A 25,774-nucleotide genomic window follows, 5' to 3' on the forward strand; every position below is an offset into this window, starting at 1 on the left:
AACTACCGTTGCTCCCATTTTCCAGTTTACCATTCCTTCTTACAATAAAAACACAAAAAACCCTGCGCTATCGCACGAGTCCTATCGTGTAATAAATAAGAAGTTGTACATAGGTACGCGTGAGGACACGCGCACTAGCCTTCGCTGAGTGGAGCCAGTGTAAAAAACGAAACAAAGTTATATAGTTTGTAACCTTATATTAAGTAAATAAGTAATACCATTGTTGCAAAAGCAATAAGTCATAATAAATCATAAACTTAAACACCAACCTATAATACAAGGAATTATTCCGCAGCCGCCTGGCTGTAAGTATTAACCCGCCCAATGGGCAAAAAACAGAGTATATGATTCAAAACATTAAAAAATCGTATTTCAATCCTACCCCCTGCTATCGCACGAGTCCTCTCGTGTGATAAGTAAGCAGAAGTTGTACTAAAAGAACGCGTGAGGACACGTGCACCAGCATCGGAAGTGAGTTATATCAATAATAACATGAAATGAGCCATGTAAATATATTCTTTAGGATTTATCCATCGTTATAAAATTTCACCACTGCTATGGCTATGCTTTAATTTTCCGCCTTGTCTAAATCCAAAATGTCTAATTTTATTTAAGTCCAATTTCATATTGCAATTGGTATTATTTTATAAGGCATAGGTAACTCAATATAAAGTTTCAGGAATTGCGCTGCGTTAAATCCACACGAGTGGGAGAAAAAAAAGAATAGATGCGCCTAACCTTATTAAGCATAACACGTAGGTAATATCTGATACAAATCAACAAAAACACAATTAATACTATACATTATGAGGTTAAATAAATTATTAGTCATTTTGGCTATGGCTTTAGCGGTATTTACCGCATGTGAGAAGGAGGATAAACCCCCTGTTGTGCCATCGTTACTTGCACCTGAGAACAACGCAGAAATTGAAGATATTATGTTCGGGGATATATGTTTCGATATTTCAGATGAAAGTAGTGCTGGAGTAACATATACTTTGCATGCAGATACAATTTACCCACCCCAAAAAAGGATTCGTGAATTTCGTGAGTCTGAAATTTATACTAATGATTTTAAGGCAGGTAAAAAATACTATTGGAGAATATTAGCAACCAGCAGTTCTGGTTTAGTTGATTCTAGTGAAATAAGAACTTTTACAACACCTAAAAGTACGAGTGCATCATGGGATTCATATAATATGTCTTTAAGAACTTGGGCTCATTATTTCGAGCAAAAAGGTTTTACCAAAATTAATGGAGATATAGAAGTAAGTAAAGAAGAATTGGATAAAAATAATTACAAAGATTATTCTTTTTTATCTAACCTAGAAGAAATAGACTTCTTAATCATTGAAAATGGAGTTGAAGATTTAAGTTTTTTAAAAAAGTTGCAAAAAATTAACACTGGTCTTTATATAAAAGGTGCTGACGAAATCGAGAATTTGGATTTTTTTGAAAGCCTTGAAGAAGTTAATGGTAATTTAAGTATAATTAATAATAGGAAACTATCAGATTTAACAATATTGGATAAGGTCGAAGGCGATATCTCAGGTTTTGAATACTGGGTTGATAGTGAGCAATTTGTATCTACTAACTTACCTAAGATACTACAATCATGTACGGAGTTAAACAATTTATGGATAAGTGATTTTAATGGGGTGATAAATGATTTGAATATGTTAAGTAATTTGGAGGTGGTTCATGGTGATGTAGAAATAGATGCTAATAATATAGATGGTTTGAAAAAATTAAATAAAATTGGAGGTAATGCAAGTTTTCGTCCATTAAAATCAACAACCATATCTGATTTAAATAACTTAACAACAATAGGAGGGGATCTAGATTTCTTATATTCATCTTTAGTGTCATTGGATGGATTAAATAATTTAAAGTCTGTTGGTGGGTTTTTATGGATAAAAGAGAATAAAGCACTGCGTACATTAGATGGATTAAATAATTTAGAAACTATAGGTGGAGAGTTAAGTATTGTTAATAATAACACATTAATGTCATTAGCAGGTTTAGAAAATTTAACAGAGTGTACGTATTTAGCTATTTGGTCAAATGATTTTCTAGATGATTATTGTCCTTTGTATAAGCTCTTTACTAGTGGTAAGTTAATTTATAATAATATTAGTGTACGCAATAATAAAGACTCTGAAGCAGATGAGAGAATATTAGATAATGTAATTAACAATTGTAATAATTAGCAAAGGGCATTCATCCCCCTCAATCTTGCACAGCTCCTGCACGTATCCTCTGCTATCGCACGAGTCCTCCCTAAAATCCGCAGGTAGTGGTTTAAAAAAGCTGTAAAACTCTATTCAATAAAGTTTTACAGCCAAAGTATTTTCACCTAAATTGGTGTTGCTAACAAAATACCGATATGAAGATACTAAATAGCCCAGCAATATCGCCGTTTGGAGGATTGAACTTTATAATAGAAGAAACGATTAAATTAAAAATTGATAAACTATTGGAAGAAAATTTACCCATGTTACCCAAACAGTCAACATATAATTGGTTTGACATAGTCATGTCCTATTGGTCTGTATTCTTCTGTGGAGGAGACTGTGCAGAGGATCTGTCGGTTAACTTGCGGAAAAGTTTTAGAGACAATCCGTTAATAAAAGTACCTAGTCTAGACCGAGTTTTAAACAGGTTAAAATCATTGGCTGTTCCTGCAGAATTATTTGTGGCAAAAAGAGACAAGAAAGAGCACCTGTTCTCTTTGACAGATGAGCTGAACCGGCTAAACCTGCAAATGCTCTCTCTATTGCCAGGCTTCGAAAAAGGCAATGTGATTTTGGATTATGACAATACCATAATATTTACCGAGAAAGCGGATGCAGAACTTACCTATAAAAAAGAAAACGGATATTGCCCCGGAGTAGGTATGGTTGGCCGGCATGTTGTATATGTAGAAAACAGGAATGGAAAAAGCAATGCCCATATTTTGCAACATGAAACAATCGACAGGATGGCAGCCCTGCTAGAAGAGGCAGGGATTACCATTGATGTAATAAGGGCAGATTCTGCATCGTACACATACAACATCATCAAGTCGATGGAGAAGTGCACCAATCGAATTTTTGTGAAAGCATGGATGACGGAAACTTTGGAGAAAGCAATTACAAAAATTGAAGAATGGGAGGAAATAAAAGTTGGAGACGATACCCTGTTCTGGGGCTCTACCTCTTTTACTCCGTTTGTACGCTATGCAAAAGGGAACAAAGAGAAAACGAACTCATTAAAGGAATATAGGATTGTGGTCACCAAAGAAGCCAGACGGGATGGGCAACTGAACCTGTTCACGGGCGAAGCATATAACTATAGCGCAATTATGACCAACGACTTTGAGATGACAGATGACGAAGTAGTGTTTTTTTACAATGCCAGAGGAGCGCGTGAAAGAGAATTTGATGTATTGAAGAATGATTTTGGCTGGGACAGAATGCCTTTTTCAAAACTGGAACAGAATTCGGTATTCTTGATAGTCATGGCCATGTGCAAGAACCTATATGTACATATGATCGAGAAATTTTCTGGTCTAACGAAGGTTTTGTCACCGCACTTCAGGATCAAGAAATTCATCTTCAGATTTATATGCGTGCCTGGCAAATGGGTTTGCTCAGGCAGAACAAGAAAATTGAGACTGTATGGCTCAACTGGATTTAAAACTTAAAATAAATCAAACATGAACAGGGCAAATTTTAAATAGAGAAAGGTAATAGGCTTAAGCCCTAAAGGGAATACTATGCCGTTGAGCTCACCCAAGCAGCCTAAATTCATAATTTCAGTTGAGTATTGACTGGAGTTGGATTGAGATTGATAGCGGAGAGCCGCTAAAAAATTTAAAAGCACGATAGATTGTAGAAAATCAGTATGCGAATTTTGGCATGCGGATTTTAGGTGGAATCGCGCACCGGCGTTAGAGAAAGCAAACAGTTAATGAATCCGAAAATATTAATTATAATTGCACAAAATTAATTATCTAAACATCATTATTAAGTTATGAACTACAATCAAACCTTTCGAATATACACTAAGCGAGTATTTTCTATCTTAATATTATCAATCTCTTTACAAACCACGGCAACTTTTGCCGGAAATTTTGCAGACCAAAGCAATAATTATGGTAATGGTACGGAAGGTGATCCATACCAAATAGCGGATTTAGCTGACTTACACTATCTTTCTAAAAACCATTCTTTCTGGAAAGAGCACTTTATCCTTACTGCAGATATTGATGCAGCAGAAACAGAAACCAATCCTGATTATAATAATGGAGGCAGTGGTTTTTCGCCTATAGGTATTGGAAATAATCCTTTTTATGGGACATTTAATGGGAATGGTCACATTATATCAAACTTGTACATCAAAAGTGATGATGATATATTAGGATTATTTGGTGAGGTTTATTTGAAGTCAACAATTGAGAACCTTGGCATTGTTAACCCTAAAATTATTGGAGGGGAATATAAAAGTAACTCAGTTGGTGCCTTAATTGGATTTGCCTATGGGTATAATGAGCGTGTGGCTACTGTAAGAAATTGCTTTGTAACAGGAGGAAGTATAACTGGAGATGAAAATATTGGAGGGGTTGTTGGACATGCCAGAGGAGTGAATATCTCCAATTGTTACTCTTCAACTAATGTTTCTGGTACTAGATACATTGGAGGGGTTGTTGGTATGGCGAGTTTAGACTTAACCATGAGTAATTGTTATTCTAGTAGTCAGGTAACCGCATACCAATACTCAGGAGCCTTAATAGGTGTAGCTGGATCCTACGGCATGGATGTTTCTGATTGTTTTTGGGATAGCGAAACCTCCGGGGTTTCTACTGCTGGAGCTATACCTCGTAATGCTGATAAGTCTAAAGACATAAATACTTCAGGATTTGTAAGAAAAAGCAACTTTCCAACTTGGGATTTTGAAAACATATGGAAGATAGGGAAAAACGCTTGGGATGATACTTTTAGACCAAGATTAAACTATGAGAGTATAACAGAGTACACCTATGTTAAAACCAAAAAAGCTACAGATATTCGTATATACCCTACAAGTACAAAAGATTATTTTTGGCTTGAAGGAAAAGATTTAATTGGATCATACATTAGTATTTATGATTTATCAGGAATTCCCGTTTTTAAAAGCTCAGAAATTAATTCTGAGTATCAATATAATATCAGCAGTTTGAATAAAGGTATATATATAGTTGTTATATCTAGAAACAACTATATATTATCTAGTCAAAAAATTATTAAGAAATAATATTCGTTTGTAGTCAAAGGGTGACATTTACAGCTTGCTTATAGTCACACCTCAGACTGCGAGATTCATTTCAACCACCTCCCCTCTCCTACGTCGAGGTACTCCTCCTTTTAAAGGAGGAGAAAGTACGTACATGATACAACAAAGGCCGCAAAATGCGGCCTTTGTGTTTTATATTTATGCTGTAGCAGTCTTGAAACTTCCTACTTGATACTTGTGTCTTAAAACTACCCTTTCAAGTTAGCGATGCTTTCTTCTAAAGCTTTGATTTTAGCTTCGGCATCGGCTTGTTTTTGTTTTTCAATGGCTACCACTTTTTCTGGTGCATTGTTTACAAAACGTTCGTTGCTTAGCTTCTTGCTTACCGAAATAAGGAAACCTTTATTGTACTTTAATTCCTCTTCTAAACGTTTAATTTCTGCATCTACATCAATTAAATCTCCTAAAGGAATAAAATACTCGTTGGCTTTTACCATAAATGATAAAGCCCCGCCGCTGTCGCACCAATCTTTCGTGTAACATTTTAACTACCGTTGCTCCCATTTTCCAGTTTACCATTCCTTCTTACAATAAAAACACAAAAAACAGGTTATATACTGTAAGCTGGCTTTTAGAATGTTCTAAAGGCCTTTTTTTGTGTAAATATTAATTCTCAGGTTTAATATTAATATTACATTTGCCATCTTTGGTGTTTTTAGTACATAAACTATAATAATTAAGCGTGTTATAAGCATGTGTAAGAAGTCAATTTATAAAGTTAAACTTAGGTTAAAGGCTGTCGCTATTTTTGCGAGTCTGTTTGTTACGCTTACTTTTAGCAAGGCTCAAGATAAATTAGAGTTGGGTGGGTATTTAGGAACTTCTTATTATTTAGGAGATCTGAATCCGCAAACTCAATTTTATCAGCCCAGTTTTGCTTTTGGAGGCGTAGGACGATATGTGCTTACGGATAGGTATGCAGTGAAGGGAACGCTCGGAGCTTGTAGAATTAAAGGTAGTTATCCATCAGATAAAGCCTTTTTTCCAGAAGGGGATGTACCTTATTCATTCAATAATTTTTTGGTGGATGGTACCGTGCAAATGGAGTTTAATTTTAAATCTTACGATCATGCTTTTGTAAGCGATACCAGGTTTACCCCATATCTTTTATTGGGCTTAGGTACAACGGTTTATAAAAGAATTTCTACAGAAAGTGGAAATGATACAAATCAAACGGTTTTTATATTATCTTTGCCATTCGGTATTGGTGCCAAGTATAAACTAAACAAGTGGATAAGAGTGGGTGCGGAATGGAGTTTTCGCAAAACTTTTGTGGATGATTTGGATATTGAAGAACAAGCAGGATTTGGTCCTGGTATTCCTAATCCAAGTGATCCTTATGGTTTTAATAACTCAGGTAAAATTCACAATACAGATATGTATTCTGTTGCATCAGTAATGGTTACGTTTAGCTTGTTTAGGAAAAAGGGCCAGTGTAACGGAGGATATTAAAAAAAAAGGCAAAGACAAAAAATATATGTCAGTAAAGAACCAACTGATAAAAGAAAGACTGCCAGAGCATGTTGCCATTATTATGGATGGTAATGGGAGATGGGCAAAAAAGAGAGGTAATTCCAGGGTTTTTGGACACAGGAGTGGCGTTAAGGCTGTTCGTGCTGTACTTGAGGCAGCAGGTGAATTAGAGATTGGATACATTACTCTTTACGCTTTTTCAACTGAAAATTGGAAAAGGCCCAAGTTAGAAGTGGATGCATTGATGGCTCTTTTGGTTTCCACAATTACTTCTGAAACAAAAACATTCATGAAAAACAATGTACGTTTGAGTGTGATTGGATGTATTGATACTTTGCCTAAAGAAGTAAAAAGAAAACTGGTAGAATGTATCGAAAAAACTTCCCAAAATTCAGGTCTTACTTTAAACCTTGCTATAAGTTATAGCGCTAGATGGGAGATTACTGATGCGGTTAAAAAGATAGCAGAACAAGTAAAAAATAATGAGTTAGATGTGGATGCGATTGATGCGGAAACTATTTCTAACAACTTAACAACAGCTAATATTCCTGATCCTGAGTTAATGATTAGAACCAGCGGCGAGTTAAGAATAAGTAACTTTTTACTGTGGCAATTGGCCTATGCAGAGTTGTATTTCTGTGATACCTTATGGCCCGATTTTCAGAAAGAAGATTTTTATGAGGCCTTAATGGACTTTCAGTCGAGAGAAAGACGCTTTGGCAAAACAAGCGAACAATTAAAGAAATAGAACAATTTAGAAACCATATAATGTTGAAGCACTTTACACTTTTCTTAATCATTCTCACCATATTCCCCACAATATCATTTGCTCAGAGTCAAGAGAGTGTACCTGTAATCAGCTATTCCGGAACTCCCCGAAAATACGAAATAGCCGAGATTAATGTAACAGGTATACAAAATTATGACCCTAAAATATTGGCTAACCTTTCTGGTTTAGCCGTAGGACAAAAAATTACGGTTCCTGGCGAAGAGATCTCAGAGTCTATTAGAAAATTCTGGAATCATGGACTATTTTCTGACGTAAAAGTTAAAGCGACAAAAATTGAGTCTGGGAAAATATGGATTGAAATTGAACTGGAAGAACGTCCTCGCTTATCGGAAATCAATTATTATGGTTTAAAAAAATCAGAGATGGAAACGGTTGCTGAAAAAGTAGCCATGATGAAAGGTAGCCAGGTAACACCTTATTTAATTACCCGATCAGAGAAGTATATTACGGATTATTTTGTGGGTAAAGGTTTTTATAATACGGAAGTTCATGTAGTTCAAAAAGATGATACTACTAAGATAAATCACGTATATCTGGATATTACAGTAGATAAAAAAGAGAAAGTAAAAGTAAGCAGTTTGGATTTTGTTGGCAATACGGTTTTTACTGACCAAAGCTTAAATCGTGCCATGAAAAAAACCAATGCAAAAGGTAAAGTTGTAAACTTCTTCCGTACCAAAAAGTTTATTGACGAAACCTACAAAGAGGATTTAATAGCTTTAATTGATAAGTATAACGAACAAGGTTATCGTGATATGGTTATTGAGTATGACTCAATAGCCCGGAATGATGATAATACCGTTGATATTAAAATTGGCATTGAAGAAGGACGCCAGTATTATTTAGGTGATATTAGCTGGATTGGTAATAGTATTTACCCTGGAGAATACTTAGGTGCGGTTTTACGACTTGAAAAAGGAGATATCTTTAACCAAAAGTTATTAGATGAGCGTTTGTATCAGGATGATGATGCGGTACATAACTTGTATATGAACCATGGTTATCTTTTCTCTAATATTCAACCTATCGAAATAAAAGTTTACGGAGATACCATTGATTTAGAGATGCGTATTTACGAAGGAAAAAAAGCAACCATTAGTAATATTGTTATTAATGGTAACACCAAAACACACGAACATGTAGTTCGTCGTGAGATAAGAACAAAACCAGGACAGTTATTTAGCAAAGCTGAATTAATTCGTACGGTACGTGAGCTGTCTCAATTGGGGCACTTTAACCCAGAGAATATTCAGCCCGATGTTCAGCCAAACCCAGAAGATGGAACGGTAGATTTAGTATATAATCTAGAAGAAAAAGCAAACGACCAGATTGAGCTTTCTGGAGGTTGGGGAGCAGGTATGTTTGTAGGTTCTGTAGGACTTAAGTTTTCTAACTTCTCGATGCGTAACATCTTTAATAAAGAAGCATGGAAACCTTTACCTACTGGTGATGGACAAACTTTATCTTTACGAGCTCAAACCAATGGTAAGTACTATCAATCATATAGTCTTTCATTCACGGAGCCGTGGCTAGGAGGTAAGCGTCCTAACTCTTTAACTGTTTCTGCATATCGCTCTATTCAATCAAGTGTTTCTAATCAATACCAAAACAACTTTAATAACTATAATGGTTATGGTTACGGTGGTGGTTATGGCGGTGGTTACGGTGGAGGCTATGGTGGTGGTTATGGTCAGAGTGTAACTTATGATGATTCCGAGATAGATATGCATATGAAAATATCTGGTGTATCTGTTGGTTTTGGTAAGCGTTTAACATGGCCAGATGACTGGTTCTCACTTTATACAGAAGTAAGTTATCAGCATTACGATATTCAAAATTGGCAAAGTTTTGTGATGCAGAATGGAATATCGCAGAATCTGCATTTCAAACTGATGTTATCGCGTAATTCTATTGATAACCCTTTATATACACGTAGTGGATCTAATTTTTCCATTGGGCTTGAGTTTACTCCACCATATTCTATGTGGTTAGATAAGGATTATGAAGGATTATATGAAATGACTAAATCAACAGACGCGGATGAAAGAGCAGAAGCGCAAGGACAATTATATGATTTAATTGAATATCATAAGTGGACTACTCAAGGATCAATTTTTAAAGCACTTGATAAAAGCCAGAAGTTAGTTATCATGGGTAAATACGAAATGGGTTTCTTAGGATATTACAATGAGTACGTTCGTTCTCCGTATGAGAAATTTATGCTTGGTGGTGATGGAATGTCTGGTTATAGTATGTATGGTAGTCAAACTATAGGATTAAGAGGTTATGAGAACTCCTCACTGACGCCAAGGGATGAGTACGGTAGTTATGATGGTAACATGTATAACAAATTAACCTTTGAAATGCGTTACCCTCTTACGCTACAGCCATCGGCTCAGGTATATTGTTTAGCTTTCCTTGAGGCAGGTAACGCATGGAGCGATTTTAGAGATTATAGTCCATTTGATTTAAAACGTTCAGCAGGTGTTGGAGTTCGTATATTCTTACCAATTTTTGGATTGATGGGAATTGATTGGGGTTATGGATTTGATGATGTTTCTAATACGAATAGTAAAGTGAATGGAAGTCAGTTCCACTTTGTAATGGGACAGCAGTTTTAAAAATGGTTTGATTTTTGAGATATAGGGTTGAACTTATTGTTTAACCAAAAAATTAAGACACATGAAAAAGATAGCTTTAATTGCGATAGTAATGTTTGTAGGCCTAGGCTTAAAAGCGCAAAAATATGCCTTTGTAGATACAGAGTATATCTTAAAAAATATTCCTGCATTCGAAGCGGCTAATGATCAGTTAAACCAAGCATCGCAAAAATGGCAAAAAGAAATTGAAGCCGTTTATGCCGAGGTAGAAACCATGTACCAGAATTACCAAACCGAAAGTGTATTTTTATCTAACGAGATGAAAATTAAAAAGGAAGAAGAAATTGTAGCAAAGGAAAAACAAGCAAGACAATTACAAACCAGATACTTTGGACCAGAAGGAGAGCTGGGTAAAAAAAGAGAAGCGCTGGTTAAACCTATTCAGGATGACATTTATAATGCCATTCGTGAAATGGTTGAGGATGATGGCTACGCAGCCATTTTTGATAAAGCTTCTGGTGGAGTAGTTTTATTTTCCGATGCAAAATACGATATTAGCGACGACGTACTAGAAAAACTTGGATATAAAAAATAGATGATTGTGGGTGATGCTTTATTTTATCACTGATGCAATACTAATACAAACTATATGAAAATTCTTAAACATTTATTTATTGGCTTAGCTCTTATGGGTTCAACCATGGCAGTTTCGGCGCAAACAGCGCTTAAATTTGGGCACGTGAACACACAAGCTATCCTATCAACCATGCCTGAATTGCAGACGATTGATACTCAGCTAAAGGCTGAATATGAAACGTTAGAGGGGCAATTAACGGATATGCAAGAAAGCCTTAAGGCACTTCAAACCGATTATCTAACTAAAATGCAAAGTGGTGCTTTAACTCCGCAAGAGCGTACTGCTTTAGAAACGCAAATTCAAGAAGGTAACGGTAAGGTTCAAAACTTTTACCAAAGTTCTCAGCAAGCGTTGAAGCAAAAGGAACAAGAGCTTAAAAAACCTGTATTTGATAAGGTTAGTAACGCTATTCAGGAAGTAGGAGCCGAAAATGGTTTTCTATATATATTTGAAGAAGTAGGTGGACTTACAGTATACAAGTCTGAAAAAAGCGTTGATGTGTCTGCATTAGTTAAGGCAAAGTTAGGTCTTCAATAATCAATTATTAATCTAGGAATTTAAAAAACTAAGAATATGAAATCGATAAAATTACTATTAGTTATAGCGGCTGTTGTTGTTAGCTCAAGCGTATTTGCGCAGGATTTAAAATTCGGTCACGTAAACATTCAAGAATTAGTTGCTGCATTACCAGCAAAACTTGAGGCAGATAAAAAACTTCAGGATGAAGCTCAAAAATTAGAGCAAAACCTTAAAGTGATGAACGAAGAATTAGATTCTAAGTACACAGATTACATGGAAAAAAGAGATTCTTTACCTGAGTTAATTCGTGCAACAAAAGAAAAAGAGATTCAAGAAATTAGTCAGCGTTTACAAAACTTTCAAATGCTAGCGCAACAAAACTTACAACAACAAGAACAGCAACTACTTCAACCAATCATTCAAAAAGTACAAAAAGCGATTGATGAAGTAGGTTCAGAAAATGGATTTATCTATATTTTTGATGTAAGTTCTAGAGTGGTTATTTATCATTCAGAAAAAAGTACAGATGTTGCCGAGTTAGTAAAAGCTAAATTAGCGACACCTGCATTATAAGTAGCAGCAAATAAAATTTATATATTTGAAGGATGGTTATTTATAGCCATCCTTTTTTTGTGCTTTAAAAATAGACTTTCAACTTATAATTGAAATGAATAATAATATAGGACCAATAGCTGTTTTTGACTCTGGGTACGGTGGCCTTACAGTGCTAGATAAACTTCGTAAGCAAATGCCAGATTACGATTTTATATACCTGGGAGATAATGCACGTACACCATATGGTACGCGTTCTTTTGATGTGGTTTATCAATACACTTTGGAGGCGGTTAAAAAGCTCTTTTCTATGGGGGTCCATTTAATTATTTTAGCATGTAATACGGCATCTGCAAAGGCATTAAGAACTATTCAGCAAAAAGATCTTCCTTTGATTGATCCCCAAAAAAGAGTGTTAGGTGTTATTCGACCCAGTGCAGAGGTGATTTCTTCATATACAAAAACGAATAAAGTGGGTGTTTTAGGTACTATTGGTACGGTTCAGTCTTTATCTTATCCCATGGAAATAGAGAAGCAGTCAGCTGCTATTACTGTGTATCAAGAGGCTTGCCCGATGTGGGTACCTTTGGTAGAAAATGGAGAAGCAAATTCTGAGGGAACAGATTATTTTATTAAAAAGAATATAGAAGGCCTAATTAGCCAAAATAAAGATATAGATACTGTCATCCTAGGATGTACTCATTATCCTCTATTAAAAGATAAAATTAAGGCTTATATGCCTAAAGATACAACTATTCTTTCGCAAGGTGATATTGTAGCTACTAGTCTGGTTGATTATTTAAAGCGTCATCCAGAAATGGACGAACGTTGTAGAAAAAATGGCGAGCTAACTTTTTATACTACAGAGAATGTGGACAAGTTTAAACAAACGGCAGGGTACTTTTTAAAAGAAGATATTGAAGTAAAACATATTCATCTGTAATAGTCACTTGCCAATGGTCAATAGTAAAATGGTTATGAAATTACTAATGACCAATGACTAATGACTAATGACCAATAACTATTTGTACCAACTTGAATACATCAGGTAGTTGTTGGCTATTTTGTTAATCATTTCCTTGGTTTGGTTAGGCTCAATGTCTTTTACTTTTTTAGCAGGAACACCAGCATAAATGCTATTAGGTTCTACTTGGGTTCCACTTAAAATAAGTGAATTAGCAGCAATAATAGAGTTCTCTCCAATTACAGCATCATCAAGCACAGTTGCTCCCATACCTACCAATACATCATTTTTAATTTTAGCACCGTGTATAGTTACGTTATGACCGATAGATACATTGTCGCCAATTTCGATGGTTGATTTTTGGTAAAGCGTATGTAAAACTGATCCATCCTGAATATTAACCTTATTACCAATTTTAATAGAGTTTACATCACCGCGTAAAACTGCATTAAACCAAATACTACAGTCATTGCCCATTTCTACGTCACCCACAATGGTTGCATTTTCTGCTAAAAAAACATTCTCGCCAAATTTTGGCGTAAACCCTCTTACTTCTTTAATTAAAGCCATTATATATGTTATTAGTTTTTTAATTGATAGTGTGGCAAAATTAGTGTTTTTACAGGCAAATAATATGTTCCTTAACACTCCTTCACTTTTTATTTTAGGTATTAATAAACCTATATCCTACTAATTTTCTTGCTATAAGATGATTTGGAATTGTATTTGTTACTCAAATAAAATCATAAAATATTGGTTTTCACCGATAAATACTGACGTCTGTCAAGCTTTTGTTGTTTTATAGCCATTACCTTTACTGGTAGTTAACGCAAATCAGTTTTTAGTGAAGTAAGATTCACTTGAAGATTGAATGAAAAAATCCTGAAAAAGTTTTATAATCATTATGGGCAGAAGTTCAAAAGTAATCGAACGGGACGAGGTTGTTGTTCGGTTTTCGGGCGACTCCGGAGACGGCATGCAGCTGACCGGCACCCTGTTTTCAAATACCTCAGCGGTTTTTGGCAACGATATTTCTACATTTCCAGATTACCCTGCGGAAATTAGAGCCCCTCAAGGAACCATTGGAGGTGTATCTGGCTTTCAAGTTCATTTTGGACATACGGAAGTATATACTCCTGGAGATTATGCTGATGTTTTGGTGGCGATGAATCCAGCAGCACTGCGAGCAAACTCTAAGTGGGTTAAACCTGGAGGTACTATCATTATGGATGTGGATAGTTTTGATGATCGAAATCTGGAAAAGGCAGGTTATCAAACGGATGATCCAATTACAGAGGATAAATTAGGAGACTATAATATTATAAAGGCACCTATTACTGAGCTTACCAAAATAAGTTTAAAGGATATGGGTCTGGATAAGAAGAGTATTCTGCGAAGTAAAAATATGTATGCTTTAGGTTTGGTGTATTGGTTATTCGATCGCCCATTGGAGCATACTAAAGAGTTTATTAAAAAGAAATTTGCTAAAAACCCCATTGTGGTGGAAGCTAATCTGAAAGTATTAAAGGAAGGTTACGACTATGGTGTAATTATACAGGCCGTAACGCCTTCTTTTCATATAAACCCAGCATCGATTAAAAAAGGGAAGTACCGTAATTTAAATGGTAATGTGGCTGTTGCTTGGGGATTAATAGCTGCAGCTCAAAAGGCAAGTTTGGAGTTGTTTTTAGGTTCTTATCCTATTACGCCAGCTACGGAGATTCTGCAAGAGCTATCTGCCAGAAAAGATTTAGGAGTAAAAGTTTTTCAGGCAGAGGATGAGATTGCAGGTATTTGTACAGCTATTGGAGCAAGTTTTGCCGGCGATTTAGCTGTGACGACTACATCTGGTCCTGGGTTAGCATTAAAAGGTGAAGCCATTGGTTTGGCTATAATAGCAGAATTACCATTGGTTATTGTAAATGTTCAACGTGGAGGTCCTTCTACAGGATTGCCTACCAAAACGGAGCAAAGTGATTTAATGCAAGCACTGTATGGTAGAAATGGGGAAAGTCCTTGTGTGGTGATAGCCGCATCTTCGCCCATTAACTGTTTTGAGTATGCCTTTTATGCAGCCAAAATAGCAGTGGAACATATGACGCCTGTAATTTTATTGACTGATGGATTTTTAGCCAATGGTACCCAGCCATGGAAGATTCCTGATTTAAAAGACTATCCTACCATTAAACCCAAGCGAGTAGCTGAAGATAAAAAGGATACCTGGATGCCTTACCATAGAGACCCAGAAAGCTTAGTAAGAAGTTGGGTGCCTATTGGAACACCTGATTTGATGCATCGTATTGGCGGTTTAGAGAAAGACGAAAATACAGGAGGGGTTTCTTATGATGCCATGAGCCACCAAAAGATGGTTGACTATCGTCAGAATAAAATTAAAAAGATTGAAGACCATATTATTGAGCAAGATGTATTAGGAACTCCCGAAAGTGACTTGCTAGTTGTTGGTTGGGGTGGAACATTTGGTCATTTATTTACAGCGGTTGAAGAGCTGGAAGAGGAAGGCGTAGGAGTAGCTTTGGCTCACTTTAATTATATTAATCCATTACCACGAAACACTTATGACATTCTTAAGCGATACAAAAAGATTGTAGTGTGTGAATTAAATCTGGGGCAGTTTGTCAACTATTTACGAATGAATTTCCCTGATATTGATTACAAACAATTTAATAAAGTGCAAGGGTTACCATTTACAGTGGTTGAAATTAAGGATCATGTTAAAAAATTATTGGAGGAATAGTCATGAGCGAACATTGCGAATTAAAATATACCGACTTTAAAAGTGATTTAAGTGTAAGATGGTGCCCAGGATGTGGAGACCATGCCATTCTTAATGCGGTTCAAAAAGCTATGGCTAACTTAAAAGTGCTGCCGCACGAAGTAGCCGTTATTTCAGGAATTGGTTGTTCTTCTCGTTTTCCTTATTACATGAACACCTATGGGTTTCATACCATTCATGGTAGGGCAGCAGCGGTGGCGTCAGGAGTTAAGGTAGCCAATCCAAACTTACATGTTTGGCAAATTACAGGCGATGGAGATGCTTTGGCTATTGGAGGAAACCATTTTATCCATCTTATCCGTAGAAATATAGATATTAATGTCATTCTTTTTAATAACCAGATTTATGGTTTAACCAAGGGGCAATATTCACCTACTTCTAAGCGTGGATTTATTTCAAAAACATCGCCTTTTGGTACAGTTGAAGACCCTTTTCGTCCAGGTGAATTAGCCCTAGGAGCCAGGAGTCAGTTTTTTGCACGTACCGTGGATAAGGAGTTGAAATTATCCATAGAAGTGATGCAAGAAGCTGCAAAGCATAAAGGAACCTCTATTGTGGAGGTATTGCAGAATTGCGTTATCTATAACGATAAAACCCACGAGGCCATTACTGATAAAAAGCATAAAGCCGACAGGACAATTGTTTTACACCATGGCGAGAAAATGGTTTTTGGTGCTAATAAAGACAAAGGTTTAGTTTTAGATGGTATGGATATCAAAGCGGTAACTATTGGAGAAGATGGTTATACTTTAGAAGATATTTTGGTTCATGATGCAGAGAGTTATCATGTTTCGATGCATCGTAAGTTGGCCAATATGGATTATCCTGAATTACCCGTGGCGCTGGGCGTTATTCGCTCGGTAGAGGGCTTAAGTTACGATCAGAGTGTAGAACTTCAGTTAAAAGAAGTACAAGCTCAAACCAATATTTCATCTTTTGAAGAATTGGTTAATGCTGGAGATGTTTGGGAGGTGAAATAGTAAAGAGGAGTATTAAATTTCATGAGTTTATAACTAATTCTATATAGCTCATGCGGTATAACTATACAATAGGTATACATGAAGGATTGTTCTAATGAGCAATCCTTTTTTCATTTAAAAAAAGTTTTGTTGTAACTTTTCATTTTATCGGAGCGTCACATGTAATAGAAAGACTTATTTTAATAATATCGTTATGACAAAAGCTAAATTAGTAATATCCGCCTTTGCAGTTCTTATTGGACTTAACCTGTTTGCAGGTAATCAAAATACAGAAAGAGAAGTTCGTAAAGTAGAATCCTTTCATTCTGTTTCAGCTTCTTCGGGAGTGAATGTATACTTGACTCAAGGAGATCAAGTGAGTGTAGAAGTGGAAGCTTCCAAAGACCAAATTCATAGAATTATAACTGAGGTTGAAGGAGGAACGTTGAAGGTATACGTAAAAGGTAATTTTAGATGGAACGGAAAAGATGTACGTAAAGTATATGTGAGTGCACCGGAATATAAACATCTTAAAGCTAGTGGCGGCGCCGACATTAGAGGTAATTCACCCATCAAGGCAGACTTGCTAACGTTAAATTCAAACGGTGGTGGAGATATTTACCTTTCTGTAGCAACCACTACTTTGAAAATGAACTGTAGTGGTGGTGCTGATATTATGGTGGAGGGAACCACAGAAACAATGACTGCATCAGCTTCTGGAGGAGCCGATATTAATGCCAAAAAACTCAAAGCAAAACATGTTACAGCTTCTGCCAGCGGTGGTGGAGATGTAGATGTTTATGCATCGGAATCGTTGACTGCTAAAGCCAGTGGTGGTGGTGATGTTAATTATACTGGTTCGCCAAAGGATAAAAAGATTAGCGAATCTGGTGGTGGTGATGTCTCTCGATTTTAATCTTCGCTAAAGTAAGAAGCAAAAAAAATGTGTATCTCTAATTAAAAAGAGATACACATATATAATAAAGTTTGTTGGGGGATATAAACTTTCTAATTTCCTGCAGACTACTTCTGGAACTCATAGCTATACTTTGAATCTCCTGAGTTAATACTTACAGTATACTGCCCGATTGGTAAAGCAGAGATATCAAATTTTCCTGAGTAAGTAGAGTTTCCTTCAACGCTTTTTACAAATACATCTTCGCGGTTAGAATCAGCAATTGAAATACCAAAAGAGTTACTTCCAAAAGTAATGTGACTTACGTAAAGTGTGTTTTCAACAAGGTTAAAGAATGCTCTTAATTCCTCTTCGCTAACTTCTTGTTTTGGTGTAACTAATTTATGATTCTTAATAATAAAGGTCTCAGTTAAATCATCGCTACCATTTACTTTAAGAATAGCTCTGTAAGTTCCGTCTTCTGCATGAGCAAAGTCAAGTACTTTTTGAGATAAACCATCTTTTTTAACCCACTCTTTGTAATAAACTTCGCCATTGTCATCAACAATTTTAAAAACCGCTGTTTTATCTGTTTTGTTAGATAATGAGATTACTGAATAATCAGTATTTAAATAAGGAGCTATTTGCATATCGCTTTTTCCTTTTTCACCTTCACCTGCAAATGCTACTGAACCTAATACAAAAACAAACATTACTCCCAATGCTAGTCTTTTTACAAAATTTGTTGTTTTCATTATATATGATTTTTATTTATTAAACTTGTTTGTGTCAAGCATTACTTCCGTTTGACATTTCAAAAGTAGATATTCAGTTTGAGGTGATTGCAAAATAAGGGGGTGTGGACTAGTGCTTTTAATTTTATTTAAGGGATTAAGATAAAAACGTCCTTAATTAATAAAAAGGAAACATACAGATAACATTAAATTAACATTGAGAACAGAGATTAACAAAACGGCCTAGTTTTAACAAATGATTAGAGATTCAACTTTAAGTTGTTAAAAATTTAGGGGCATTTGTTCAAAATGTTAATGAGTGTTGGAAGAAAGCCTTAATATTTGTAGTTATATTGTTACAATTAATTAATTTTCATGTTTTAAACCCCTGTTTATAAATTAACACAAACCATACGTTCCTCATGAAAAAGATATTCTTAAGCTTTTGTATCGCCCTATTATTTAGTTTTTCTGCTATAGCACAAAACGAAGTAAGCTTAAACACTTCCAAAGGCGATTTAAAAGGCACGCTACTGATTCCTGAGAAAGCAAAACAACCTCCATTGGTAATTATTATTGCAGGTTCGGGTCCAACCGATAGAAATGGTAATAATCCTATGATGATGAATAACTCCCTAAAAATGTTGGCAGAGGGACTAATGGATAAAGGGATTGCTAGTTTAAGGTTTGATAAAAGAGGAGTGGCAGCAAGTAAAGACGCTGTAATTACCGAAAAAGATTTAAGGTTTGAGGATTTTGTAAAAGATGCCTCGGCATGGGTGGATAAATATAAAAGCGATGAACGCTTTGGAGATATATTGATAGCTGGGCATAGTGAGGGCTCGTTAATAGGAATGTTAAGCGCACAAAATAAAGAGGTTGATAAATTTATTTCCTTGGCAGGAATTGGAGGTATGGCTTCAAATACTATAAGCAAACAAGTAGCAAGTCAGGCACCTATGTTATCTGCCCAAGTAGATACTATATTAGTGGATTTAGAAAATGGACAAACTGTAGATTCAATACCGCCCATGCTGTTTAATTTATTCCGTGCTTCCGTTCAGCCTTATCTCATTTCTTGGTTTAAATATAATCCTTCTAAAGAGCTTGCTAAATTAAATAAGCCTGTTTTAATTGTTCAGGGAACTACAGATTTACAGGTTGACGTGAAAGATGCAGAAATGCTTTACCAGGCACAACCTAAGGCGCAAATAGCCATTATTGAAGGAATGAATCATATATTAAAGCCTGCTGAGTTAGATAGAATGAAGAACATGCAGACATACAGCAAAGCAAATTTAGCCTTGCATCCAGAATTACTGCCAATAATTGTTAGTTTTGTTTTAAACTAATCGGAGCATGAATTCAAAACTTACACGTTTATACTTTATATTAAAAGGAAAATATAGTCATATTAAAAGGTCGGCACGAGTACCTAAAAAGTGGTATGGAAACAGAGGTGGCGGTTTTTATGTGGCACATCGTTTATTAAATCCAGATTCTATAGTGTACTCTTTTGGTGTTGGAGAGGATATTACCTTCGACCGTAAGATGATTGAAGAGCACGGTTGCAAAGTGTTTGCATTTGACCCTACCCCAAAGTCTATCAATTGGTGCAAAAAACAAGAATTACCTAAGGAATTTTCTTTGAATGAATATGGAATAGCTCAAGAGTCGGGTACCATGCAATTTCATCTACCTAAAAACAAAGAACATGTTTCGGGCAGTCTGCATCAGAATAATGCGGTTTCAGATACGGATATGATTGATGTACAAATGAAGTCATTTATTGATATTACTCAGGAGCTAGGACACACATGCATCGATTTTTTAAAGATGGATATTGAAGGTGCCGAGTACGATGTAATTGATGGCGTTTTGAATGCCAACATTGATATTAAACAAATAGCCATTGAGTTTCATGAGCGTTTCTTTGAAGATGGAAAACAAAGAACCATTGAGTTAATTGAAAAAATGAAAGCCAAGGATTATCATATATTTGGTATCTCCGATATTTTTGAAGAAGTGTCTTTTATTAAAAAGTAATTGATTTCTCTACCTTCCCAAACATCACATTAATGAGGACTCTATTTATTGTTTGCTTACTGTTAATAAAGGTAAGTGTTATGGCTCAGTTATCTACGCACGAACAAAATTACCTTTCCGATGCACTTTTTAATAAGGTAAATGAATTACGAGTTAGCAAAAAACTGGAAGTGTTGACTGAGGATAGCAACCTTATTAAAGCTGCTCAACTTCATTCAAGCTATATGGCTCGGGTAAATCGCCTCTCGCATAAAGAATCATCATCAAAGCTTCGTACGCCAAGTTTACGAGTAAAGAAATTTGCCAGCAATTTTGAACTCGTAGGAGAAAATATTCTATACGTACAAAATAAGAAGAAGCACCTAAAGGATGATATGATGGATGCTTTGGCTCAAGAAATGTTTACTGGTTGGAAAGAATCTCCTGGCCATTATGCTAATATGACCCACCCCAATTATGAGTTAGGTGGATTTGGTTTTGCTCGAAGTACGCGAGGGATGTTATATGCCACCCATGTTATGGCTACTAAAGGAATTGTTATTAACGGACAGAAATCGGATAATGCGTTTGGAGTAAAGCCTGCAGATAACAGCTGTAATAAGTTTCTGCAATCGAGGGATAATTTTGTGATTAATATGGGTAACTCATTACAAACCTATGGAAACAAGGTAGAGATGTATTACCATTCCAAAAGTTTGATTGATGAGATGATACCCAATGCCAAAGATGGTATTGCCATTGATTTGGTTACTCGCGACCAGTTTACATGCAAAAGTGAAAATATCATCGACTTTTCTCCTGTGTATGATGGCGTAATGCTGAAACCTGTTTACAGAGATGAGTTGTTTAAAAATAATACCGCAGAAAGTAAATTTAGATTTATTTCAGAAGTAGGTACCATTCCTGATGAGTTTCATGAAAAAGACTATAAGCCTAATTTGATATATATTATTAATGGAAAAGTATGTAGATATAATCAACCCATAACTATCCCTCGTGGCCGATATTCTTTGCAAGAGATAGAACCCCGAATTATGCACTCCAAACAATACCCTTTATTAAAATGGGGCATTGTTAATAGCGAAACCATGTATTTTGATTTTGATAGAGGTATGACTTCCCCTGTTAGAGAAAATGAAAGCCTTGCTTTAGAGGGAAAGCTAAAAGAAGTTGAAATAGTTAGTTATAGTTCTATTGAGGGTGATTCTGTTAAAAACAGCATACTGCAGCAAGAAAGAGCATCCTACATTAAAAACTATTTAAAAGATTTATTCGGTTCTGATAACGTACCGACTACAGTAAAAGCCAAGGAAAACTGGGAGACGATGGATTTTCAGTTGGAACTTATGGCTTTAAATGATATGCGAAAAAAGAGCCATGAAGAGCTACGAAAATTTGTGAGTATAGATACCCTTCATAATTGGGACTCTCTTTTGTATATTCAACGCAGGTCATACGCTACCATATTTTACGAAGGCAAGTTAAATCCTTCCGATAGTTTGTATTATCAACAGAATTTCCATTCGGGTATCCATAAATCAAACGTTGGTATAAGCAATCGAGCATTGGCCGAAATTTATAAAAACAATAGTCTTCATTTCTATTTGTTCCATCCGTCGGAAATGGAATTTATTTTATCTAAACCTGAATTGGTGCAGAATACGGCTGCCATTTTATCTAAAATATATGATTTTGATTTAGAGCAGAGCGTTTTGTTTTTACGACATTGGCTCAACCATCCAGACGATTTAACCCAAGATGCTAAATACAATTTAAGCATTTTATATTGTCAGGTAGTCTCTTACATATTGCACGATTGGGATGTGAGTAACAAAGTGTTTGAGAAAATTGTGAACCCGCATAAAATTGAAGATATCATTAGCGAATTTCAGGGCATCCAGGCTTTTAATCAATTGATTTTAAATTATCACTTAACTGCCATAAAGTATTTTGGACAGAATAATGACGCTAAGGGACTAAACTATTCATTCGGTTTCATAGAGAAATATTTTAAACAAATGGCACTTGATATACAGGATGAAATAGATTTGTGTTTGTTTTATAATAGTTGGAGTCGATATGATTTAACCATTGAAATGCTTTTAAAGCGATCTAAGCAAAAGGGATTTAATGAGGAGGCGGCCTTTATTCTAGCTCAAACCAGTATGGCCTATCCATCCCGACTAAAAGAGGAGGAGTTAAATAAGATAATGAGTCGCGCATTTCGCTTTAATAAAAAACGTTGGTGCACGTGGGTAGATCTTAATTTTCAGAACTTAAGGTATCCTAAGATGAAAGAAATTTATTGTAAAGAATGCAACAAGTAATATCGCATGAACTAATTTTCATTGCGTTTCAAGTAAACTATCCGTAATTTGCTATCTTCCGAAATTAAAACAGGAATATTAATATATGATTAAGCGTATTATATCGGTTTTCATCTTGATGTGTTTTTGCGTATTATGTTTTGATCAGAGCGTTTTGTTAAGCGCTACTTCATCACAGGATATCACGAATATAAAAAGCAAAAAACGCATTCTTGTTTTGCATGCATACCATCCAGGTTTTCATTGGACGGATAGAATTATGGATGGTATTAAGCAAGGTTTTAAAGATAGAGATGATGTGCTTTTGTATGTTAATTATATGGATACCAAAACAGTGTCCGACAGTATTTATTTTAAGCAGTATAAAGAGCAATTAAAACATAAATATGAAAAGATAAAGTTTGATGCTATTATCTCGTCAGACGATCATGCACTCAACTTTTTAGTTCAATATAAGCAAGAACTCTTCCCCAATGTACCAGTAGCTTTTTGTGGCATTAACGATTTTGTAGAAGATCGTTTAGTTTTAGAAAAGGATTATACAGGAATCTACGAATCCTATGATATTGAAGGAACTGTAGATATGGTTTTACAGAATCATCCAAAAGCAAAAAACATTGCATTTATCTCAGATAGTACCTTATCGGGAATTAAATTCTTAAATAAAATACAACGTGTTAAAAAGTATGAGGATACTGATTTAAAGATTAGTTACCTCACAAACTTGTCTCCTGAAAAATTAAAGGAGCAATTAAATAGCTTAGCTAAAAACACCGTTGTTATCTGGTCCATGTATTTACGAATGCCAGATGAAACCGTTTTTTCGCCAGAGGAAAGTATAGATTTAGTAACCAGTTTTACGAGCTTGCCTGTATATTGTGTTTGGGATGTAGTAGGAATGGGTGTGGTTGGAGGTAAAGTAACAAGTCCGCAATTTCAAGGGCAAGAGTCTGCTCAATTGGTTAGCTCATTTTTAAACGGAACAAAGGCTAAGGACATTCCGATTAAAAATAGCCCGATGATTTTTAAATTTGACGAGCAACAATTAATCAAATTTAATATTGATAAAGATGTTCTACCTAAAAACCGTGTCATCATAAACCAGAATATTTCAGTTTTTGTGACCCATAAGAATACCTTTATGAGTATGGGCGTTGTGTTTGCGGCTCTTGTAGTCGTTATACTGCTATTACTCTATTCTATTAGACGAAGGAAAGTAGCAGAGGAAAAGCTGCAGGCCAGTTACGACGAATTGATTATAACAGATGAGGTATTGCGAGAAACAAACCTACTATTGGCAGAAGCAAAGAATAAAGCGGAAAAGAGTGATAAACTAAAATCCGTTTTCTTGGCAAACCTAAGTCACGAAATTAGAACGCCCATGAACGGCATTATGGGATTTGCGGATTTATTAAAGCATGAAAACCTACCACAACCGTTGCAGCAAGAATATATTCAAGTAGTTGAAAATAGTGGAAAACGAATGCTCTCTATTATAGAAGAGTTGGTAGATATTTCAAAGATTGAGGCTGGGCTGGTAGAGGTGCATGCTAAGGCAGTTAAATTAAATCAGATTCTGGATGGCATCTTCAATTTTTTTCATTTAACCGCCAAAAGTAAGAAGCTGGAATTTAACCTGCATAAAGGCTTAAACGACTTGGAGGCACATATATTAATGGATACGGTTAAGGTGGAGCAGATTTTAATGAATCTGATAAAAAATGCCATGAAGTTTACTAAAGAGGGCGGGGTTAAATTTGGCTACGACATGGATGATGCTAAATTGATGTTTTATGTAACGGATACTGGTATAGGTATTAGTGAGGAGGCGATGAAAGTTATTTTTGAACGCTTCCGAAAAGTAGAAGATCACACCTTAGCTTATGAGGAAGGAATAGGTTTGGGCTTAGCTATTTCAAAATCGTTTGTAGAAATGATGGGTGGTAAAATATGGCTTGAATCGCAGTCTGACGTTGGTACTACATTTTACTTTCAATTGCCATATGTTCCTGCAATTGCTCATTAGCTAAGTATATTCTTATACCTTTGCAGGGCAAAAAGGTAATTTCATGTTTCAAACTTTATTTTTAAATGTTTTTACGGTTTTCCTGATGATCATCCCAGGTTATCTTCTCATTCGTAAAAATATTATTAGCGAGGCTACACTTAAAGATCTTAGTCAGATTATTATTAAGGTGTTGTACCCTGCGCTAATTTTTAGTTCTATTACCAAAGGGTATAGTATTGAAAAAGTGCTTGAGTCGTGGCAATTACCTGTGTCTGTTTTTATTTTATGTGTTATTGGTTATGTGGTAGGGCTGATATTCTTAGGTTTCTTTAAGCACAAAGATTTACAAAGGCGTAAGGCTATTTTGTTTCAGATGACCATCAATAATTTTTCGTTTTTACCTTTGGCTATAATAGCCAAGTTATACGACGAGCAACATATGGCTGCACTGATATTATCTACCTTGGGTGCAGAAATTTCGGTATGGACCATTGGTATGTCTATCCTAAACAAAAAGGAGGAAGGTTTTAAGCTCGAAAACTTGAAACACCTTTTATCTCCTCCCTTAATTAGTATTTACTTTTCTTTAGTAGTGTTATTAATATTGCATTATTTTAATCTCACCTTACCTGAAGTATTAGAGAAAAGTGTATTTATTAATTACACCCAAAAAACCATTTACCAATTAGGACAGGCTGCTATTCCTATTTCTTTAATTATGGTAGGTGGACGAATGGGCAAAATAAAGTTTAAGGAGTTATTGCAGGTTGACTACTGGTCGGTGATGTTATTTCGCCTTTTGATTATTCCCTTATTAGGAGTAGTTATTCTCCAATATTTGTTTCCATCCCATCCGTATTTAAACGTCATGTTAATTGTTGCTGTAATGCCCAACTCTATATCTAGCTTAGTATTGGGTGAGCTATACGGAGCCGATCAAAAACTCATGAGCGGTACTGTTTTACTATCTCATCTTATCTCTTTAATAACCATACCGCTTTGGTTATTGTTTTTGTTGTGATATACGAACATAGTGTAAATATACATGCAGACTTCCCCTTGCTCATAAAAACAAAGGGAAGCCTATTTAGGATATAGTTTTTTCGTGTTCAGTATCTAGGAAGTATCACGATTAGCGTTTCGTCCTTCTCCATAAGCACCAA

The 25,774-nt window shown here is 35.5% G+C and carries 21 protein-coding genes; 18 read left to right on the forward strand and 3 right to left on the reverse strand.

Annotated features, from left to right (window positions below):
- Positions 1 to 806 precede the first annotated feature (806 nt).
- The 3 genes from A8L32_RS20110 to A8L32_RS20120 all read left to right on the forward strand — a co-directional run bounded on the left by A8L32_RS20110 (position 807) and on the right by A8L32_RS20120 (position 5,274).
- Complete coding sequence (locus A8L32_RS20110) at positions 807 to 2,210, forward strand: receptor L domain-containing protein (protein ID WP_066632859.1); 1,404 nt, start codon at positions 807 to 809, stop codon at positions 2,208 to 2,210.
- Between the two features lie 176 nt (positions 2,211 to 2,386).
- On the forward strand, positions 2,387 to 3,685 hold the full coding sequence (locus tag A8L32_RS20115) for an IS1380 family transposase (protein ID WP_066632861.1): 1,299 nt from the start codon (positions 2,387 to 2,389) through the stop codon (positions 3,683 to 3,685).
- A 329-nt stretch (positions 3,686 to 4,014) separates the two neighbouring features.
- On the forward strand, positions 4,015 to 5,274 hold the full coding sequence (locus A8L32_RS20120) for a T9SS type A sorting domain-containing protein (protein WP_066632863.1): 1,260 nt from the start codon (positions 4,015 to 4,017) through the stop codon (positions 5,272 to 5,274).
- A gap of 227 nt (positions 5,275 to 5,501) precedes the next feature.
- Here A8L32_RS20120 and A8L32_RS20125 read toward each other — a convergent pair whose 3' ends face one another.
- Positions 5,502 to 5,750: a hypothetical protein gene (locus tag A8L32_RS20125; RefSeq protein ID WP_066632865.1), complete on the reverse strand. Its 249-nt coding sequence runs from the start codon at positions 5,748 to 5,750 to the stop codon at positions 5,502 to 5,504.
- Positions 5,751 to 6,006: 256 nt separating this feature from the next.
- Between A8L32_RS20125 and porG the strand changes: the two genes are divergently transcribed.
- From porG to murI, 7 genes are all read left to right on the forward strand, one after another.
- On the forward strand, positions 6,007 to 6,765 hold the full coding sequence (gene porG / locus A8L32_RS20130) for a type IX secretion system protein PorG (RefSeq protein ID WP_083631428.1): 759 nt from the start codon (positions 6,007 to 6,009) through the stop codon (positions 6,763 to 6,765).
- 25 nt (positions 6,766 to 6,790) lie between these two features.
- Entirely contained in the window at positions 6,791 to 7,534 is a 744-nt protein-coding gene (locus tag A8L32_RS20135; protein ID WP_066632867.1) for an isoprenyl transferase, read from the forward strand.
- 20 nt (positions 7,535 to 7,554) lie between these two features.
- Positions 7,555 to 10,197 (forward strand): BamA/OMP85 family outer membrane protein, encoded by a 2,643-nt coding sequence (locus tag A8L32_RS20140; protein WP_066632869.1) that lies wholly within the window; start codon positions 7,555 to 7,557, stop codon positions 10,195 to 10,197.
- Between the two features lie 61 nt (positions 10,198 to 10,258).
- Entirely contained in the window at positions 10,259 to 10,771 is a 513-nt protein-coding gene (locus A8L32_RS20145) for an OmpH family outer membrane protein (protein WP_066632872.1), read from the forward strand.
- A gap of 54 nt (positions 10,772 to 10,825) precedes the next feature.
- Positions 10,826 to 11,350 (forward strand): OmpH family outer membrane protein, encoded by a 525-nt coding sequence (locus A8L32_RS20150; RefSeq protein ID WP_066632878.1) that lies wholly within the window; start codon positions 10,826 to 10,828, stop codon positions 11,348 to 11,350.
- 36 nt (positions 11,351 to 11,386) lie between these two features.
- A complete protein-coding gene (locus A8L32_RS20155) occupies positions 11,387 to 11,905 on the forward strand; it encodes an OmpH family outer membrane protein (protein WP_066632880.1) in 519 nt (172 codons plus the stop codon).
- Positions 11,906 to 11,999: 94 nt separating this feature from the next.
- A complete protein-coding gene (gene murI / locus A8L32_RS20160; RefSeq protein ID WP_066632882.1) occupies positions 12,000 to 12,827 on the forward strand; it encodes a glutamate racemase in 828 nt (275 codons plus the stop codon).
- Positions 12,828 to 12,905: 78 nt separating this feature from the next.
- Here the strand turns inward: murI and A8L32_RS20165 are convergent, their stop codons facing one another.
- Complete coding sequence (locus A8L32_RS20165) at positions 12,906 to 13,418, reverse strand: gamma carbonic anhydrase family protein (RefSeq protein WP_066632884.1); 513 nt, start codon at positions 13,416 to 13,418, stop codon at positions 12,906 to 12,908.
- 334 nt (positions 13,419 to 13,752) lie between these two features.
- On the opposite strand from A8L32_RS20165, the gene A8L32_RS20170 reads away from it, so the two are divergent.
- From A8L32_RS20170 to A8L32_RS20180, 3 genes are all read left to right on the forward strand, one after another.
- The gene (locus A8L32_RS20170) at positions 13,753 to 15,603 is read left to right on the forward strand and encodes a 2-oxoacid:acceptor oxidoreductase subunit alpha (protein WP_066632887.1); all 1,851 of its coding nucleotides are present in this window, start codon (positions 13,753 to 13,755) and stop codon (positions 15,601 to 15,603) included.
- Between the two features lie 2 nt (positions 15,604 to 15,605).
- Positions 15,606 to 16,622: a 2-oxoacid:ferredoxin oxidoreductase subunit beta gene (locus tag A8L32_RS20175; RefSeq protein ID WP_066632889.1), complete on the forward strand. Its 1,017-nt coding sequence runs from the start codon at positions 15,606 to 15,608 to the stop codon at positions 16,620 to 16,622.
- Between the two features lie 193 nt (positions 16,623 to 16,815).
- Positions 16,816 to 17,517, forward strand: a complete 702-nt coding sequence (locus A8L32_RS20180) for a head GIN domain-containing protein (protein WP_066632891.1) — start codon at positions 16,816 to 16,818, stop codon at positions 17,515 to 17,517.
- A 107-nt stretch (positions 17,518 to 17,624) separates the two neighbouring features.
- Here the strand turns inward: A8L32_RS20180 and A8L32_RS20185 are convergent, their stop codons facing one another.
- The gene (locus A8L32_RS20185) at positions 17,625 to 18,251 is read right to left on the reverse strand and encodes a hypothetical protein (RefSeq protein ID WP_066632894.1); all 627 of its coding nucleotides are present in this window, start codon (positions 18,249 to 18,251) and stop codon (positions 17,625 to 17,627) included.
- 401 nt (positions 18,252 to 18,652) lie between these two features.
- Between A8L32_RS20185 and A8L32_RS20190 the strand changes: the two genes are divergently transcribed.
- From A8L32_RS20190 to A8L32_RS20210, 5 genes are all read left to right on the forward strand, one after another.
- On the forward strand, positions 18,653 to 19,582 hold the full coding sequence (locus A8L32_RS20190; RefSeq protein WP_066632897.1) for an alpha/beta hydrolase: 930 nt from the start codon (positions 18,653 to 18,655) through the stop codon (positions 19,580 to 19,582).
- A 7-nt stretch (positions 19,583 to 19,589) separates the two neighbouring features.
- Positions 19,590 to 20,276: an FkbM family methyltransferase gene (locus A8L32_RS20195; protein ID WP_066632900.1), complete on the forward strand. Its 687-nt coding sequence runs from the start codon at positions 19,590 to 19,592 to the stop codon at positions 20,274 to 20,276.
- A gap of 80 nt (positions 20,277 to 20,356) precedes the next feature.
- Positions 20,357 to 22,603: a CAP domain-containing protein gene (locus A8L32_RS20200; RefSeq protein WP_066632902.1), complete on the forward strand. Its 2,247-nt coding sequence runs from the start codon at positions 20,357 to 20,359 to the stop codon at positions 22,601 to 22,603.
- 85 nt (positions 22,604 to 22,688) lie between these two features.
- Positions 22,689 to 24,629, forward strand: a complete 1,941-nt coding sequence (locus A8L32_RS20205; RefSeq protein ID WP_066632903.1) for a sensor histidine kinase — start codon at positions 22,689 to 22,691, stop codon at positions 24,627 to 24,629.
- Between the two features lie 43 nt (positions 24,630 to 24,672).
- The gene (locus A8L32_RS20210; RefSeq protein ID WP_066632905.1) at positions 24,673 to 25,632 is read left to right on the forward strand and encodes an AEC family transporter; all 960 of its coding nucleotides are present in this window, start codon (positions 24,673 to 24,675) and stop codon (positions 25,630 to 25,632) included.
- Positions 25,633 to 25,774: the final 142 nt, after the last annotated feature.

Source organism: Labilibacter marinus (assembly GCF_001659685.2).
Lineage (GTDB): Bacteria > Bacteroidota > Bacteroidia > Bacteroidales > Marinilabiliaceae > Saccharicrinis > Saccharicrinis marinus.